Genomic DNA, 17247 nt, shown 5'->3' with positions numbered 1-17247 from the left:
CTTGCAATATGATGTTATTTTTCTGCCGCGCTCAGCAGGTTATAAATGGTTTGCGCCGTTTCCGCACGGCTTGCCGCTTCTTTCGGAGCGAACAATCCGCTTGCGTGCCCGGACATGATGGAAAGCGCAGCCGCTTCGGCGATGCGGTCCGCCGCCCAGGAAGAAATCGCGGCCTGATCCTTATATTGCTGTTCACTTGCCGGTAAGCCTGCTTGCTTGGCGGTCGCATATTCATATGCCTTCATGGCGATAACCGCCATTCCTTCACGGGTAATGCTCTTGTTTGGCGCGAAGGTTGTTTGCGTAAGTCCGTTCACCAGTCCGGCTGCATGAGCCGCGGCAATCTCATCCGCATACCACGCTCCTGACGCAACGTCGCTGAACTGGCCCGCAGCAGGCGCTTGCGCCTTCAGTCCCAGCGCCCGCACGATCATCGCTACGAACTCCGCGCGCGATGTCTTGGCATTCGGAGCGAACTTCGTATCCGACTGCCCGGTAACGATATGCTTCGCAGACAATGCCTTAATGGCTCCCGCCGCCCAGTGAGAAGCGGAAAGATCGGTGAAGCTCTTATCGTAGGCCAGTACACCATAAGTGCTGAAGTGGCCTACGTTTGCGGTGATAGTGTGCTGTGCCGCGTTGACCTCGCCGCCGGTATATTCCCAAGCGGAGGTCTTTTCGTTCAGATAGTAGATACCCGCCAGATCGGCATTCAGACTGCTGTCGTAAGACAATGTCAGCTGCGCGTCTTTCGGGAAGGCTGCAAGCCGAACCACTTCGCCGTCCGCTTTCTTGTAGGACAGGTTGAAATCATAAACGCCGCCAGAGGTCAGCGCTACACCCGTTTCAGCGGATGAAGGCGTTACTGCCTTCGCAGCAATCGTTAAGTAGACATTGCCTTGATGATTGTCATTCGCCTGTGCCGCCAGTGCCTGGAGTACTTCAGCCGGAATCGTTACCGTTCCGGCATCGGTCCGCACTGCCAGGCTGTTGCCTTTAAGCAGTTCTCCCGCATTGGCCGGCAGCTTCAGCGGAATACCCGTTTTACCTTCAATGGTTACTGCACCGCTAGCTACAGCCGCCAAATCGGAGGCGGATACGGTTTGCTCGGAAGCAGTGTCGACGGTGCCACTATTCAGCGCACGGCTCTTGATGATCTCCAGCATCGCATCCAGGCCAACGCCTCCGATGTTGTCCTTAGCCACCGCATCGGCTGCGGCATTCTGTCCAAGCTTGAGGAAATTGCTCACAATGAACTGGATATCCTTGTCATCGACGATTCCGTCCTGATTGATGTCCGACTTGAAATTGCTCGATTTGTAAGCCAAACCAGCCTGCTCCAAATCCAGAATATCGATCACTTCGTCGCCGTTCACGTCGCCGGCTAGCGCGCCATTCAGGTTCAGCCGCTGCCGTGCTCCGATTAGCTTGCCATTCTCAATCTTATAATCCACCGTCGAATAGGTGACGGAGGTATGCCCCGGTGCTTTGAAGGTTACTTTGATAACGTCATCGGTGACGGGAATGGACGTAATATTGTATTGGGCGCTATTGTCAATCGTTGCCGTATATTTTTCGCCCGAGGCGGTTTCCGCATACACGTTGAAGTTCATCTTGCTGTAATCCTTGCCGAATTGACGATCCCCGTTTACCAAAAAAGCTTCCGGAATTACGTTTCCATAGAGGCGCGAAGTGTGGGAGACGAAATCCATATAATCCGTTGTGTAAGACGGCGTATATACGGTTTCCTCCGCTCCCGCTTGCGTCACGGTAAGGCCGGTCGCAAGAATGGTCGCCACCTTTTCATAGTAGTCATCGGCGGTCACCTTGTATTTGAGGGTCAGCAGCGGCACATCGCCGTCGATTCCCGCGAGGTTCTCCCCTTCCAGTTTCACTTTTACATTGCTATAGTATGGATTTGACGCCTCTCGCTGAATGTCTATCGTTGCCCCTTGGTCAGCCGCGAGCGCTTTGAATTGGTCCGTTGCTTCCATGGATTCCAGCTTAAAGTCGCCGGAGAAATCCTCAAGGGTAAACTCGGCTCCGGTGAATGCCTTCAGATTGTTCATGTTGATTGTAGCCGTGAAGGTATCGCCTACTTGCACCGAAGTCTTATCCAGCTCGGTCAGTGCGTAAGTGGTATCCGGAGTCAGAAACACATATTTGTTGCCGAGCCAGTCCGTTCCCACCGTTGCAGGGTCCCAGCCAAAGAGCCGCAGCTCATAAGGTTCCGATGCGAAATCCTCCTTAGTGATCCCGAAACGGAAGTCACCGTTCGAATCCGGTGTAAAGTATCGTGAAATGAACGGGCTGCCGTATTCATAAGCGGCTACTGTATTGTCGCTTTGATCATAGTCGTACCCCGCCTCCTGGAGCGGCGTTATGCTGTTGTCCGTAATGTTCGCATGTACCCAAATGGCGGAAATTTCTTTGCCTTGGTACGTTTCTGTCGTGAACAGCGAATCATCGTTCACTTCAATGACCTGCGGAGTCAGTGCAGTAGTGTCTCCGGCAGCATTCGTCGTCTGAAGCGAAAGTTCCGGAGCTGTGTTATCTACCAATATCATCGGAGCTTCCACCTGATAGGTTTCACCGTCCGCAGCTGTAGCGAACGCCTCCAGTACATATTCGCCCTCCTGAACAAAACGGGAGATTTCGGAGATGCTTCCGTCTTCCGTAAACGGATAGACATAACCCTTGAATATATTCATCAAATAGAGATCTTTGCCTGCCGGAAGACTCGAAGCATCCATCATACCCAGGAAACCGAGCACTTCTCCGGTGTTGTAATCCTTAAGATAGAAATCGATCGTCTCCATTGGACTCTTAAGACCAAGGTAAGTCATGCTGACCTCACTTGAGAAGGCGTGTTTCACATAGTTATTGGAAATTGCAGGTGAAGCCATTTCCAGGTAATCAACGCCTTTGTCCGATACCCGGATGAGCAGCGGCAATTGGTATACATCCGCAGCATCGTCTATATTGATTACATGAAGATATCCTTCATAGGTTCCGTTCGGCACCGTTTGATTGACCTGCAGCTCGGCATTGTACGTGACGCTGGAATCCGCAGGTACGGATACTTCATTGCTGCTTAGGGTAATCGGTGCGCCTGAAGGCAGCTCCAGCTCCAGGTGATACGACTTGGCGCTCTCGGCCCGGTTGTCCAGCTCCAGCGTCTTACTGACCGAAGTGGTCTTGCCTTCCTCGGTATACACGCTTCCGTAATTCAGGGAACCGGTAATATCCTGAATATCTACGTAATTATTGTCAGCTGAAACACTGGTGGTTGTATCCAGCACTTTAACGGTTGTATCGGCATGAACTGCGCGGTAAGCATCAACCCGTCCAGCACCGACTTCATACACCGAATAGTCCTTATATAAGTCAACACTGGTATTCATCAGCGCAGCTTTTACATCAAAAGGCGTATAATTCGGATGCTTTTGAAGAATCAAGGCGGCGATGCCGGCCACATGCGGAGTCGCCATGGAAGTACCCGACATCCGCGTATAGGCGATATCGTAATTGCTCTGGTTCACCGGATCGTTCATATACACCGGATAGGTGGAGAAGATCGCCACACCCGGAGCTACCAGGTCAGGCTTGATGTCATCTGTTCCAGCTACCGGTCCCCGCGAGCTGAAATCGGCCAGCGCATCACCTTGGGACAATGTATCGCTCGCATCCGTAAAGCGGATATAGGGCTTGGCCATCTTCTTCAGGCTCTCGCCGTCCGCCTGCAGGATCTGGAAGGTCGGAATAAAGCCCGAAGCCTCGCCCAGATAATTATCGATATAACCGGTTGTATTATTATAGATAAGAGCAGCGGCCGCACCGGCTTTGGCGGCATTTTTGATTTTGACATTCAAGCCGATCTCCCCGCGCGCGATAAGCGCAACCTTGCCGTTTACATCCAGGCCGGTGAAATCCTCCGCCTTGCCCAGGCCTGCATAAACGACTTCCAGTTCCGTACCGACAATGCTGCTAGGTTCATAATTGAACTCTTCGCCGAACAGCTTCATGGTCAGCGGCTGGTAGACCGTATCCGTTACCGTAGCAGACTCGTCATCTCCGGCTGCCGAAACCGCCGCATCATATACGGAAGCTGTAACCGTAGGAATGTGTATCGGCACGCTGGAGGCACCGACAGTGATACCCAGTGCGCTGGCACCCGGTGTTCCGAGCGTACTCGCCTTTGGACCGTCGTTGCCTGCGGCAATTACGCTGACTACGCCGGCAAGCATTGCGTTATTGATGGCTATAGACGTCGGGTCGAGCGGATCATTCAACTTTGAACCGAGCGAAAGGTTGATCACATCCATTCCGTCCTGCACCGCTTTGTCGATTCCAGCAATAATGCCGCTGTTGGCGCCAGATCCATAGGGCCCGAGAACACGGTAGGAATACAGTTCGACTCCGGGCGCAACGCCCAGGGCGGCATAATCGACACCATTGGCCTGCTGACCGGCAATGGTCCCGGATACATGCGTACCGTGGGAAGTATAATATTCTTCCGATGCGGATTCCGGCTTACCCGCTGCCTCCCAATCTTTGTATGTGGTCTCCATCGGATCGGCATCATTGTCGATAAAGTCCCAGCCCTTGACGCTGGCTGGATCGACAGCCGCCGGATTTTCACCTTCGGTCTTACGGTATCCGTGATAAACATTGGTTAAATCAGGGTGATTGTAGTCAATCCCGGTATCCAGAACGCCTACCTTGATGCCTTCACCGGTCACACCTTCGTCATGCAGCTTGTCTACCCCGATGACCGGAAAACTTTCCATCATCTTCTTGTCGTTTCCGCCGCCTTCTTCTCCTTCAGTCCCAACCAAGGAGGCAGCATCCCCTGTAAGATCGGTAGGCACAACCGAATCCTCCGGCAATTGAACTGTAGTATCTTTCCAGATCTTTTTGACCAGCCCTGAACTCGCCAAATCCCCCACAGCCGTCCCCGGCAAGGTCACAGCCGCGCCATTAAATGCTTCGCGGTACTCCTGATAGATCGAAATTCCCGAGGGATTGTAAGCGCGTGCGCTGCCTCTCTGAAATGTGCTGATCTTCAGTTGATTGATAAACGTCTTGAAGTCCTTATGGGACTGCTCTACCTGGTCCTCCGCGGAGGTCAACGAAAATTTCCGCGATTGTCCGGAACTTTCCAGTCCGGCTACTGCAGCTGGTTCAGGGATAAACTGGACGATGACGTTGACAAGATCCGAACTCTCGGTGTTAATTCCGGGCGAAATGACCGGCCCGGTACTGGCACTGACCTTCTCCAGCGCCTGGCGTTGTGCCGGGGTCAGATTCTTGAGAATAGCTGCCGCCTGTTCTGTGGTGAGCTTGCCGCTGGCGGAAGGCGCCGCAAAAGCGGCAGGGGCCAGCAAGGTAGAAACCAGCATCCCCCCTGCGATTGTGCCGGAAAACAAACGTTCCATTGTTCTGCGCTTCATTTGACTCCTCCATTACCTCATAATGAATAGATGAATTTCTGCTTTCTGCTGCTAAACTACTAAACTGTTAAAGTGCTTGGACCCAATTTTTTTACTTAATATAATCTGTAGGTTTTTAGATGTAAATTGGGGTAATCGTATGATAAAACGCACAGAATAAAAGGAAATATAAGGAGAATAAACGCCGTTTTTCCGAAAAAAGCGAGGGTACGAAGAGAAAAACGCACAAAAAAACCGCTTTCTGCTGAAAGCGGCCGAATGGTCTGCTCTATTTTTACCCCAAATAGTGGAGTAAAGAAAAAATATATATAACATTTAGTCCTGACTTTGGCTAGATTAACTTATGCTTTACCCATTTATCCCCGTAAAAGAAACGCCGTAGGAAGATAAAGCCCCGCACGCCCCACTCGCAGTTCATCGCCAGCCACACCCCGACAATGCCCATATGGAACACGATGCCAAGCAGGTAGCCGAGCACGACGCGGAACAGCCACATCGACAGCATGGAGACCATCGACGTATATTTGGCATCGCCCGCCGCCCGCAGGGCCGAAGGCGTGATAAAGCTGACCGACCACAGCGGAATCTGGGCAATGGTATTGATCAGCCAGACGATGAAGATATCGCGCACGATCTCTTCCGGCGGCTGGAACAGCGACATCAGAGGATGGAACAGCGGCAGCATCAAGAGGCCCATCAGCACAAAGGACAAGCTCGACAGCCACAGGTACGACTTGACGAATTTGCGTGCATCCCCGGCATTTCCGGCACCGATACATTGGCCGACTACCGTAATGAGCGTCAGCGACAGCGCATTGGCCGGAATCTGCATGACGCCGGCGAGCGACGAACAGATTGCATTGGTGGCCAGCGCGTACGTGCCGAGGCTGACGATGAAGATCTGGGTGAGGATTTTCCCCCCGTTAAAAAACATTTGCTCCGCCGCAAACGGCATGCCTACCGACATAATCCGCTTCAGCATCCCGAAGTTGACTTTGAGCAAGTCGCGAACGGCCACATGCAGGCTGCTGTCCAGACGGAACAGGTACACCAGCGCGCACGCGGCGGCCAGATATCTGGAGATATTGACGGAAATGGACAACCCCAGCACGCCCATATCCATACCGGTTATCAGCAGCAGATTCAGCAGCACATACGAAAAGTTCATAATCAGCGACAGCACCAGCGAAGCCCGGCTCCGGCCAATCCCGCGCAGCGCGCCGCAGACCGCTTCTACCACGGCGATGCCCACATACGAGAAACCGCTGCCGATCAGATACGTACGCGCATTGTCCGTTACCTCCGGCGACGCCGCCCCGAACAGCAAATGCAGCAGAGGGTTATGAAACACAATGCCGATCAGGCCGATGAGCAGCGCAATCAGCGATACCGAAGAGACCGCCCCGGCCGTCGCTTTGGAGACCATGGCTTCATTGCCGCTCCCTTTATACTGGGCCACCACGACCGTTCCGCCCGTTGCCACGGCGATAAAGACGCTGATTAGAAAAATATTCAGGGAATCGATCATATTGACCGCGCTGATAGCATCCACGCCCGAGGAGCTGACCATCGCCGCATTGATGAGGTTCAACCCGACGATAAAGGCCTGATCCACCAGGATCGGAATAAACAAGGAGATCATCTGGCGGTAATCCATCGTTTGCCCGGTAAAATATTTGTCCAGCAGCCTCGGGATCCGTCCCTGGGGCGCCGGGCTTATCTGTAAATTCGGCTCCATGCCTCTTTCACTTCTTTTGTGTTTGACTTTGAAAAAATACCCCTAAAATAGAAAAAGGCTCTTCGTAGTCGAAGAGCTGTCCTGCAAGGTAAAGCTATGATGCGGTCGAGAGGACTCGAACCTCCACGGGGGGTTAGCCCACACGGACCTGAACCGTGCGCGTCTGCCAATTCCGCCACGACCGCATATTCATGTTTTGCAAGACAAGAAATAATATATCATGGATTTAGGAGGAGAGCAAGCATTATTTTTTGTTTTTTTCGAGATACGCCGGAAGACCCCGATTCCATCCGCGGGGAAGGAGGGGGCCAACCTTTGGCGAGCTCCGCTGTACCATCTCGTTCCACTCACACACCGAAGGCTCCCTCCTTTCCTCTTGAATTGCAGAAGGGCTTAACGTCTGAACAGCTTTTTGCCCAGCTTGAAAATTGCGCCGGCGGCCACGCCGACGGCAACCACCGGTGCCGCGGCTACGGCCGCTGCCGCAATGGCCCCGCCCGCCGCTACCGCAGCTCCGGTAGCGGCTGCTCCGGCGGCGACGGCTGCGCCGCCCACGGCCGTGCCGGCAATCGCCGAGCCGGCTGCGGCTACGGCGCCGCCGACCGCCGTGCTGGCGAGCGCCGAAGTGACGGCCGTGCCCGCAGCCGCCACGGTGCCGCCGACGGCTGCGCCGGCCGCCAGCGTCGAGGTCACCGCCGCAGTGCCGGCGGCGCCGATCGTGCCGACCACCGCGCTGCCCGCCGCGATGGCCGCTCCGCCGAACGCGGTGCCCGCGACGGCAGTGGTGGCCGTGCCGATCGTGCCGGCTACGGCTGTCCCTACCGCCGTCTGTCCCACGGCGGTCGCAATCGCGCCGGCGGCGTAGCCGATGCCCGTGGATACCGCAGTATCCACGGCAACGGCGGCTGCGGCTTCGCCGATTTTTTTGTCGCCGGTGAGTACATCGACGGCATTCGAACCCAAACTGAAGCCGCCGCCGAATTGTCCTCCTGTTCGGGCCGACTGCATTCCCGCCCGGTGTGACTCTTTGGCGATGTTCATCGCTGCCTGCGTTTTGGGGACCGCGACGGCATTCGCTTTTCCGGTAATCCGGCTCTCCATCTGCATCTGCTTGGCCAGTTTCCCGGCTTCCTTTGCGCTGATATCCGATTCAACGACTTCGAGGCCCGCTTCCTTCGCTTTTGCAATCAAGGCTGTATTTCCTTTATCCACGACCAGCGTCTGTCCCCGATACGCGGAAAAATCAATGCTGCCGCTACCATACCCGACTTTGGCCTGCGCATATTTCAGGCTGCCGTCCGCCTGGAGGATTGCGAAGTCCGCGATTCCGTTATTGTTAATGACCGTCGTCGCCTGCCCTTTAAGCGTTTCGCTCGTCGCGTGCATTTCTTCAAATACGAAACCTTTGAAACCCTTCGGACCGCCACGCATCGTATTCAGTTTGCCGAGGTTTTCGGCGAGCTTGTTGTGCAGTCCCGCGTTTTTAAGGCCTTCAGCGATCGCTTCCTTGGCATAAACCGCTGCGGCTCCACCCTTTACTAAAATCTCCATGTTTTCGGCCGCTTCTTCGGGACTCCAGCCCGTCTCCTTCAGCAGCTGCCGAACTTCCGCATCATTAAAACCGGTATTCTCCCGAATTTGCACAAGAGTGGTTAAATCCTTCAGCGCTTTGCTCAAATCAGCCAACGACATGCTTGCACGCTCCTTATGTATGTTCCGTAATTTAGGCGTATCTTCCCAATTTTACCTTGGCTTGTTATACATGCACAGGCAATACCGCGGAAATTTCGTAAAATAAAGTAAAAAATCCAATCAGCGAGGTGCTGGAACGATGGGAAATTCGGCAAAAATCCGTCATCAGGCCAAACGGCTGCAAGGCCGTAAGGTCGTCATCACGCTGCATGACGGGCGGACGTATGTGGGGTGGATCAGCGGATTGAAGGAAGAAGGGCTGGTATTGACCCGGCCGCATTACGGCAAACGCCGGACCCGGAGCCGCTCCGGCAAGCCGGATGCGTCCGTATCCGGGCTGTTTTCGCTGCTCGGGGCGGGTGGCGGTCTGGGGGGAATAGGGGCACTGGGGGGCGCTTTCCGTTTTTTCGGTTTTATGCAAAGGGCAATGCCCGTCATGAAGATGGGCTGGGGCATGATTAAGACCATCAAACCGTTTATGAGCGGCCTCAAAGGGTTAATGGGACCGAACAATCAACAATAGCCAAGACCAAACGCAAAGCAGTGATCCTCCCTATGGAGAACCGCTGCTCTTCTTATTTCTATGGGACCACCTATTGCGCCGGCGCTTTCAGCCAGAAGCGCAGCAGCCCGCTGAACAGCGGCGGCAGGACGGAGAGATGCCCCTCCCCTTCGAATCTGCGGTAGGTCAACGCAAAACCCGGCCCGCGCAGCGGTTCCAGCCGCCCGGCCAGATGCTCCGCTTCGGCGAGCATCGCCGGCTTCTCTTCGCTGCCGATGCCGATATACAGCGAAACCGGCGGCAAGTCAGCCTCTTCGGACTGCTCGGCCAAATGCCGCGACAGGCTGAGGGGCAGCCGGGCCAGCAGCGACGAGCTGTTCCACCAGATCGAGGGACTGCCGGCCGCGTAATGCGTGAAGGCCAACGGCCGCTGCGCGAGCACGTACAGCGCAAACCAGCCGCCCAGCGAATGCCCGAATAATGCCTGCCGGCTGCGGTCCACGGGAATGCGGCGTTCCACCAGCGGCTTCAGTTCTTCTTCGATAAACGCCAGGAACGCCTCCGCCCCGCCGATCGCCGGCCAGGGCGAGCGGTCCGGCCGAACCGGCAGCCTGGCCGGATCCGCCGGTTCGGTATAGTCATACATCCGGCGGTCCGTGACGATCGGTCCCGCCGCCGGGTAGCCGATGCCGACGATAACGCCGGGCTCATACCCGTGCGGCGGCCGCGTCTGCAGCCGCATCGTTTCGGCCAGAGAGCCGAAGACAGCGTTGCCGTCTAGCGCGTACAGCACCGGGTAGCCGCCGGGCGGCGAAGGCGTTTCGGGCACATACACGAAGATGCGGTATTCCGCGCCGCTCCGTCCGGCGTGGACGGTCCACTGCTTCGTCCCGGGAATCCGAAACGGCTGCTCTTCGGCGGCCAGATCGAGCGTCTCGGCGGCCGCTTGTTCAGGCTCCTGCGCGAACAGCCACCCCAGCGCTTCCGGCAGCCTCTCGGCCATGCATAGAAGATCATGCGTGCCGCCTTCCGCGGTCACGAAGCGCATCCGCGCCGCAACGCCGTCCTGCTGCAGCCAGGAGGCATGAACCTGCCTGGTGTTCTCCACCATCTTCCGCTGGATGCCATTCTTGTAGATCCCTTCGCAGGTACCTACCGACAGGTAGAAGCGGGTAGGCTCCGGCAGCGCTCCACGCGCTGCAATCTCCTCCAGCACGCCCTCATACCAGAAGGAGGCGGAGAGCATGCCGATGCGGCCAAACACCTCCGGCCGCCGGTATCCGGCGAACAGCGAGACCAGTCCGCCCAGTGAGCCGCCGATCATCGCCGTATTTGCGGCTTCCGGCTTCGTCCGGAACATTTCATCGATGCTGGGCTTGATGTTATCCGCCACTTCGTCGATATAAGCCTCTGCCCCGCCTCCGAAATCCGGGCGGCCCGCGACCAGGGCAGCCGCAGGCCACGGCGTATACTCGTCGTTGCGGTTATAGGGCATGATGCCGACCATAAGCATCTCTACCAGCTTACCTTGCCGGAACAAATGCTCCAGATAATTCAGACGGCTGTTAAACAGATCGCCGCCATCCTGGACATAAGCGACCGGATACCGGACTTCCGGCGAATCTTGGTAGGACGGCGGCAAATAAATCCGCAGCTTTCGTTCACCTACGGTGTGCTGGATATACCTTACCATGGACTGGGCTCCCCCTGTATCTTAGGCGCTTAGCGTGCCCGGATCAGCAAAAATACAAAATACGGCACGCCGATCAAAGAAATAACGGTGCCGGCCGCCAGCTCCGTCGGCGCGAAGAGGGTCCGCCCGATATAATCCCCGGCGACAACCATTAGCGCTCCCGTCAGCCCGCTGACCGGCAGGCTCCAGCGATGCTGCAGCCCGACGAGCCTGCGGGCGATATGCGGCCCGATCAGCCCGACAAAGCCGATGCTGCCGGATACGGACACGCTTGCGCTGACCAGTCCGATGCTGCCGAGCAGCAGGAAGTTACGCTCGCGTTCAACCCGGACGCCGAGGCCCCTTACGCTTTGCTCCTCCAACTGGAAGACGTCGAGCACCTTCGACCGGGTCAGCAGCAGCGGTACAAAAACCAGCATCCACGGCAGCATGAGGACGACAAACTTCCAGTTTGCGCTGTAGATGCTTCCGGAGAGCCATACCGCCGCCTTCTCGAAATCCTGCGAATTCATCTTCAGCGACAGGTAAGTCGTCACTGCGCCGAAACCCGAGGCGATGGCGATGCCGACCAGAATAAGGCGCTGCGGCTCGATCACGCCGTGATGCCGGGCGAATACATAGATTAGCGCCGTTGCCGCCAGCCCGCCCAGCAGCCCGAACAGCGGCATCGCCAGCACGGCGGACCCGCCCGTGCCATCCATACTGCCCTGCAGCAGGAACATAAACAATACGACCGCCGTTCCCGCCCCGGCATTGATGCCGAGGATACCGGGATCAGCCAGCGGATTGCGGGTAATGCCTTGGATAACCGCTCCCGCGAGGCCCAGCGAATAACCGACCAGCAGGCTGAGCACAATCCGCGGCAGGCGGAACTCGAAAATGACGAGGTCGTTCTCAGGGACACGGTCGAGCCGGAACAGCGTCCGGAGGACCTCCCGCACGGACAGATCGTACAAACCGCTGGTCAAGTTGATATATCCGACGACCAGAATGACGGCCGCCAAAGCGATCATGACGAGCCAAAATCTTGATTTGCTGCCGTTAGGCATTTTTCCCATCCCCTCTCGTACGGATCAAATAGAGAAAGAACGGAACGCCGAACAAGGCGGTAACGACGCCGACCGGCGTCTCGAACGGGTAATTCACGAAGCGGGACAGCAGGTCGCACAGCGGCAGGAACAATCCCCCAAGCACACCCGACAGCGGAATGATCCAGCGGTAATCGGCTCCGGCGAACATCCGGGCGATATGCGGGATGATCAGGCCGACAAAAGCGATTTTTCCGACCAGCGCCACGGATACCCCGGTTAAAATGACTACCGCCAGCATTGCCAGCCCCTTAACCAGCTTGGTGCGCACGCCCAGACCGGCCGCCACATCGTCCCCCAGCGAGACGGCGGTGACCGAGCCGGAGACGGCTGCAGCGAGAACCAGCCCGACCAGCGCAAACGGGATGGCAATGCGGATCAGTTCGGGATCGAGCTGGTGCAGTCGGGCATTATACCAGAGGCTTACGCCGAGTGAGACCTGAAAATACGAGGCCAGCGTCTGCGAAAGCCCGCCGAGGAACGTCCCGATGACCGTCCCCAGAATCGCCAGCCTTGCCGGCGTCATTCCGCGCGGAATGAGCCAGGCCAGTCCAAACACAATGCCTGCGCCGCAGGCCGAACCAATCATGGATATGGCGATCAGGCTGACCGAGCCGCTGTCCGGCATAAAGACCATGCAGACCGTCACCAGAAACACCGAACCGTCGGAGACGCCCATAATGGAAGGCGAAGCGAGGTAATTGTGGGTGATGCCCTGCATCAAAGCCCCCGAGACGGCAAGAAAGACGCCGATAAGCATGGCGCCGATAACCCGCGGAAGCCGCGAGATCCTAATAATCTGATGATCGATATTGTTCTCGTCGAAATGAAAGACGGAATCCCAGATCTCCTTAGCGGAAATCTCTTTGGCGCCGTAGCGCACCGAGACGACAACGAAAAGCAGTGCAATCACAGGAGCGATGATCAAGATGAATGCCGAAAGCTTCGCTTTTTTGGACATAAAAACACGCCTTATCCCTAGTTTGATGATGAACCCCTCTGTAAATGAGAATGAATATCATCACGAACGATGATAAGGCATCCACCGGCGGCAGGCCATGGACATTTCCTCCGGAAATCATGGACGTTTTGCCGCAAAAAGCGCTTCGGCGCTGTCCAGCATCCGGTCTACCGCACTCGGCGAGTACTCCCTCCACGGGTCGGAAGGAATGATCTGGACCCGCTTTTCCCGGACCGCGCGCAAGGACAGCCATTCCGGCGACTCGGAGAGCGTCTTCCAGCCCTGCAGCGTCTCCGTCTCCTGGCAAATCAGCAGCAATAGGATTCCATCTCCCGCTTGATCCAGCTCCTCCAGCGAAATGGGAGCATCAAAAGGCATGGACGCCTGCGAGCAGGACAATGATGCGCCCAGGCTGTCAAACAGCACATCCGCGATCCCCCGGTTGCAGTGTACATAAAACTGCCCCTTCAGCAGCCGAAGCGGCAGAAGCGGCGTGGTTCGAAACACAGGAGCCAGCTTCTTCCGGATTCGCTCGGCTTTCCATTCAAAAGCCTCGATGAAGCGTTCCGCCTCTTCCCGTTCATCCAGCCGCTGCGCTACGGCTCGCAGGCCCGCGCGCCAGCCCTCGCTCTCCGCCGGCAGTTCATAAAGCTCAGCCAGCCCGGACAACGATGCCTTCTCCTTCGGCTCCAATCCGGCAGGGCATAGAATCAGCTCCGGCTTTACTTCCGCCAGAGCGGGCAGGTTAACCGGCCGGTTCTGCTGATTGCGGAAAGCATCCAAGTGTACGGCAATGTCGGTGCCGAGCTGGTTATAATAGTACCCTGTCCATTTCGGATGCAGCGGCGCCGCTGCCGGGGTGATGTTCAGCGGGAGCAGGTAACCGAGCAGCGCGGGAGAGCCGTATACTGCAAGCCGCGTTTTCCGTTTCTTGATGTAAGCCGTGGGGGAGAGGCCAACCAATTTCCGGAATTTGCGGCTGAAATAAAATTCATCCTCATAGCCCACCTCATGGGCGATATCCTTCAGTTTCATGTCCGAGCCGAGCATCAGCCGTTTAGCCCGGCTGATCCGCACCCGGGCCAGATAGTCCGGGGCGCTGATGCCGTAATGCTTTTTGTAGGCATTGGCAAACGACTTCGGGCTCAGCTTGACGATGCCGGCCAGCCGCTCGATGTTCAGGTCCTCGCCGTAATGCGCATCAATATAGGCTTTAGCCTGCGCTGCGGCATCCAGCCCTTTGTCGGCGAAGCGTTCGGACCGGTTATGTACAACTTCATACAGCAGCTCTTGAAAGGTCAGCTGGGTCCGCCCGCGAAGGAGGGCATCCCGGCTTTGACGCTGTTCCCAGAGCGTCCGGCATAAAGCGCTCAGACGCCCGGCGGGGCGCAGAGCGACGCCTTCCGCTTGAAATACCGGCTGCTGCGCCCGGTCAGACAGCAGCACACCCCGGCTTTGGCTGGACTCCCGGTACAGCTCAAACCGGATAACCGCCAGCTGCGTGCCTTCCCGGACTTCGTCAAAGCCGAAGGTACTGTAAGCCGGAGTGAAATACGCCGCGTCTCGCCGCATAGGCACGGCATCCTTATCGCGCTTCAGCCTGCCGCTGCCGCTTAACAGCACCAGCATCACCGGGCCGTTGGTCAATTGCGGCACGATCCCCGCTGAACCGGCGACAATTTCAATATCCCATAACCTCGCCGTCAGCTGCTCCAGACCGGCGGATGCAAGCAATGTATCCATATGAACACCTCAATCCCAATCAATAACAATGATAATCATTATCAATTAAGTGTATCAAAAATTGCCGCCCTTGAAAATACAAATATCCCCTTTTGCCCGTGCTGCAGGCTAAAGGGGATCGAAAGCGATAGGATTTAAGTTACACGGCTACAGCTTGAATTTATCGACGGCGTTTCGCAGCTCCTCGGCCATCCGTGTCAGATAGGACGAGGAGGAGGCGATTTCCTGCATAGATGCCATTTGTTCTTCCGTAGATGCGGAGACCGATTGTGCCAGGGTTGCCGTAAGCTCGGACACCTCGGTGATCGTATCCATGGCCTGGACAACCTGCTGTGACCGGGAAGAAATATGGCCGGTTGTATCGGATACCTCGGCCACCTGGCGGTTGACCTCGGCGACGGATTGCTCGATTTCGGCAAACAGGCTGCCGGCGGTATGCACAACGCCCATGCCGAGCCCCACCTCTTTGGTCGCGGTACGCATCGACTGTTCGACTTTCCCGATCTCCTCGCGGATGGCGACGATCAGCGCCGCCACCTGCTCCGTGGAATCGGTCGACTGCTCGGCCAGCTTCTTCACTTCACCGGCGACGACGGCGAAGCCGCGGCCGTGCTCGCCTGCCCGTGCCGCCTCGATAGCCGCATTCAGGGACAACAGATTCGTTTTCTGCGACAATTCCGAGATAACTTCAATAATTTGCCCGATTTCCTGCGAAGCGTTCACCAACCGGCCGATCACGCCGGCCAGCCCATTTACGGAACCGCTGATGGAATCCATCTGCAAGATGGCGCTCTGTACCGCCTGTCCGCCTGCCGTAGACTTTTCCGCCACAACCGCCGCCGTGTCCGCCACATCCGCTGCCCGCTCGGCGATATGCGTGATTGCTTCGGTCATTTCAAGTGTGATCTGCCGGCTTTCGGTAATCCGTTTCACCTGCTCGCCGGCACCGTCCGACATTCGCTCCGTCGACCCGGAAATGTATTCCGTCGCCGCCGACGTCTGGTCGGCATTGGCCGAAAGCTCTTGCGAAGCGGCCGCGAGCTGGCTTGCGGAGTCGTCCACCTCGGAGACCACGGATCGCAGCGAATCCACCATCGCATTAAAGCTTGCGCCCAGTTCGCCGAACTCATCCTTGGCGTTCACCATAACCCTCTGGCTGAGATCGCCCCGGCTGATAATCTGGGAAGACCGGATCAGCGCCTTCAGCGGGCGGGTAATCGAACGGATCATGAAGGACATCAGGATGGCGCCGACCAGAAGCGCGATACCGATTACGATTAGGGTGTTATGCAGAATCGGTGCGGCGGTATGCGTCACCTCGATCGGCGAACGGTCGCCCGCAATCTTCCAGCCGGTCAGCGCATTCGTAATATAGATCAGGTTACGGGTGGTTCCTTCCGGCGATACCTGCGTAATCTGTCCAGATTCGCCGGTAAACATGCCGCCCGGCTGGCCGCCGCCTTCGCCGCCGGACGGCTGTCCTGCGCCGGTCCCCTCCGGCGCGTCTCCATCAGTCGGCGTTACGCCGGTTCCGTCAGCCGGCACTGCTCCGCTGCCGTCCGCCGAAGCAGCGCCTTCCGCTGCGGGCGGCGCACCGCCTTCGCCAGCAGCGCCGGCGTCCTGGCCGCCGGTGCCCCAAGGCGGCGACACGATGGAAGATCCGCTGCTGCTGAATACTACGACGAAGCCATCCTGCCCGATTTTGAGCTCGCCCACAAGATCCTGCAGCGACTTCAGGCTCAGCACGACGACGGTTGCGGATTGGCCGTCCGTACTGCTTTTAGCTACAGCGACAACGGTATTTCCCGTCGTTTCGGACGTATACGGCTCCGTCAGAATAACGGTCCCTTTGTTCTCAAGCGCTTGGGTATAAAAATCGCTGTCCTGCGCCAGCTCGCCGGAAGTGGCCGCGCCGCCTCCGGCCGAAGAGAGGTATTCTTTTCCCGACTTCACTATGCCAGCTTCTTCAACTTCGGAGTGATTGCTTGTATATGTATGTAAAATATCATCTATGTTATCGAGGCTGCTTTGTTCCAGCAAGGTGCCGACATCATTCATTTTCGGCTGAATGAACTGATCGACGGTGTGGCTGACCAAGGAGATGTCGGTTGTCGCCAGATTAGCCAGCTGGTCGTCGACTTTGTTCTCGGCGGTCTTGTAGGCGAAGCCCCCGATCGCCAGACTGGGCACAAGCAGCAACAGGACAAACGAGACGATCAGCCTGCTTTTCACCGAACTCAGCTTGATCCGCTTCGCGGCGCGGAGAGGCTTGACTGTTATTTTCATAGAGGTGGTCTCCTTCTTCTGATAATCTTCCACCAAAGTATAGAGCAGCCGCCTTTAATGAACCTGAAATTCCCCTGAAGCCCAACTGAAT

The 17247-nt window shown here is 56.8% G+C and carries 9 protein-coding genes and 1 tRNA gene; 1 reads left to right on the top strand and 9 read right to left on the bottom strand.

Features of this window, described 5'->3' with window-relative positions; translation table 11 throughout:
- Positions 1 to 14: 14 nt before the first annotated feature.
- The 4 genes from BMW84_RS25175 to BMW84_RS19720 all read right to left on the bottom strand — a co-directional run bounded on the left by BMW84_RS25175 (position 15) and on the right by BMW84_RS19720 (position 8883).
- Positions 15 to 5453: a S8 family serine peptidase gene (locus BMW84_RS25175; protein WP_091071337.1), complete on the bottom strand. Its 5439-nt coding sequence runs from the start codon at positions 5451 to 5453 to the stop codon at positions 15 to 17.
- A gap of 331 nt (positions 5454 to 5784) precedes the next feature.
- Positions 5785 to 7191 carry an MATE family efflux transporter gene (locus BMW84_RS19730; RefSeq protein WP_091071335.1) on the bottom strand — a complete coding sequence of 469 codons (1407 nt, stop codon included), beginning with the start codon at positions 7189 to 7191 and terminating at the stop codon, positions 5785 to 5787.
- A 100-nt stretch (positions 7192 to 7291) separates the two neighbouring features.
- Positions 7292 to 7376: transfer RNA gene (locus tag BMW84_RS19725), tRNA-Leu, on the bottom strand.
- Positions 7377 to 7584: 208 nt separating this feature from the next.
- A complete protein-coding gene (locus tag BMW84_RS19720; RefSeq protein WP_091071333.1) occupies positions 7585 to 8883 on the bottom strand; it encodes a hypothetical protein in 1299 nt (432 codons plus the stop codon).
- 139 nt (positions 8884 to 9022) lie between these two features.
- On the opposite strand from BMW84_RS19720, the gene BMW84_RS19715 reads away from it, so the two are divergent.
- Positions 9023 to 9406: a hypothetical protein gene (locus BMW84_RS19715; RefSeq protein WP_091071332.1), complete on the top strand. Its 384-nt coding sequence runs from the start codon at positions 9023 to 9025 to the stop codon at positions 9404 to 9406.
- Positions 9407 to 9476: 70 nt separating this feature from the next.
- Here BMW84_RS19715 and BMW84_RS19710 read toward each other — a convergent pair whose 3' ends face one another.
- The 5 genes from BMW84_RS19710 to BMW84_RS19690 all read right to left on the bottom strand — a co-directional run bounded on the left by BMW84_RS19710 (position 9477) and on the right by BMW84_RS19690 (position 17156).
- A complete protein-coding gene (locus BMW84_RS19710; protein ID WP_091071330.1) occupies positions 9477 to 11078 on the bottom strand; it encodes an alpha/beta hydrolase in 1602 nt (533 codons plus the stop codon).
- A 29-nt stretch (positions 11079 to 11107) separates the two neighbouring features.
- Complete coding sequence (locus BMW84_RS19705; RefSeq protein ID WP_091071328.1) at positions 11108 to 12127, bottom strand: FecCD family ABC transporter permease; 1020 nt, start codon at positions 12125 to 12127, stop codon at positions 11108 to 11110.
- The gene (locus BMW84_RS19700; RefSeq protein ID WP_091071327.1) at positions 12120 to 13127 is read right to left on the bottom strand and encodes a FecCD family ABC transporter permease; all 1008 of its coding nucleotides are present in this window, start codon (positions 13125 to 13127) and stop codon (positions 12120 to 12122) included. Before BMW84_RS19700 ends, BMW84_RS19705 begins: the two co-directional genes overlap by 8 nt.
- Positions 13128 to 13244: 117 nt before the next feature.
- Positions 13245 to 14870: an AraC family transcriptional regulator gene (locus tag BMW84_RS19695; RefSeq protein ID WP_091071325.1), complete on the bottom strand. Its 1626-nt coding sequence runs from the start codon at positions 14868 to 14870 to the stop codon at positions 13245 to 13247.
- 147 nt (positions 14871 to 15017) lie between these two features.
- A complete protein-coding gene (locus BMW84_RS19690) occupies positions 15018 to 17156 on the bottom strand; it encodes a methyl-accepting chemotaxis protein (RefSeq protein ID WP_091071323.1) in 2139 nt (712 codons plus the stop codon).
- Positions 17157 to 17247: the final 91 nt, after the last annotated feature.

This window comes from Paenibacillus sp. NFR01, assembly GCF_900111565.1.
Taxonomy (GTDB): domain Bacteria; phylum Bacillota; class Bacilli; order Paenibacillales; family Paenibacillaceae; genus Paenibacillus_AQ.
This window is presented reverse-complemented; position numbering and strand designations above follow the sequence as displayed.

What these genes read in the sequence shown, in the direction of transcription:
- BMW84_RS25175 (WP_091071337.1), bottom strand. Translation starts at nt 5,453, where the DNA reads ATGAAGCGCAGAACAATGGAACGTTTGTTTTCCGGCACAATCGCAGGG.
- BMW84_RS19715 (WP_091071332.1), top strand. Translation starts at nt 9,023, where the DNA reads ATGGGAAATTCGGCAAAAATCCGTCATCAGGCCAAACGGCTGCAAGGC.
- BMW84_RS19710 (WP_091071330.1), bottom strand. Translation starts at nt 11,078, where the DNA reads ATGGTAAGGTATATCCAGCACACCGTAGGTGAACGAAAGCTGCGGATT.
- BMW84_RS19730 (WP_091071335.1), bottom strand. Translation starts at nt 7,191, where the DNA reads ATGGAGCCGAATTTACAGATAAGCCCGGCGCCCCAGGGACGGATCCCG.
- BMW84_RS19695 (WP_091071325.1), bottom strand. Translation starts at nt 14,870, where the DNA reads ATGGATACATTGCTTGCATCCGCCGGTCTGGAGCAGCTGACGGCGAGG.
- BMW84_RS19690 (WP_091071323.1), bottom strand. Translation starts at nt 17,156, where the DNA reads ATGAAAATAACAGTCAAGCCTCTCCGCGCCGCGAAGCGGATCAAGCTG.
- BMW84_RS19700 (WP_091071327.1), bottom strand. Translation starts at nt 13,127, where the DNA reads ATGTCCAAAAAAGCGAAGCTTTCGGCATTCATCTTGATCATCGCTCCT.
- BMW84_RS19720 (WP_091071333.1), bottom strand. Translation starts at nt 8,883, where the DNA reads ATGTCGTTGGCTGATTTGAGCAAAGCGCTGAAGGATTTAACCACTCTT.
- BMW84_RS19705 (WP_091071328.1), bottom strand. Translation starts at nt 12,127, where the DNA reads ATGCCTAACGGCAGCAAATCAAGATTTTGGCTCGTCATGATCGCTTTG.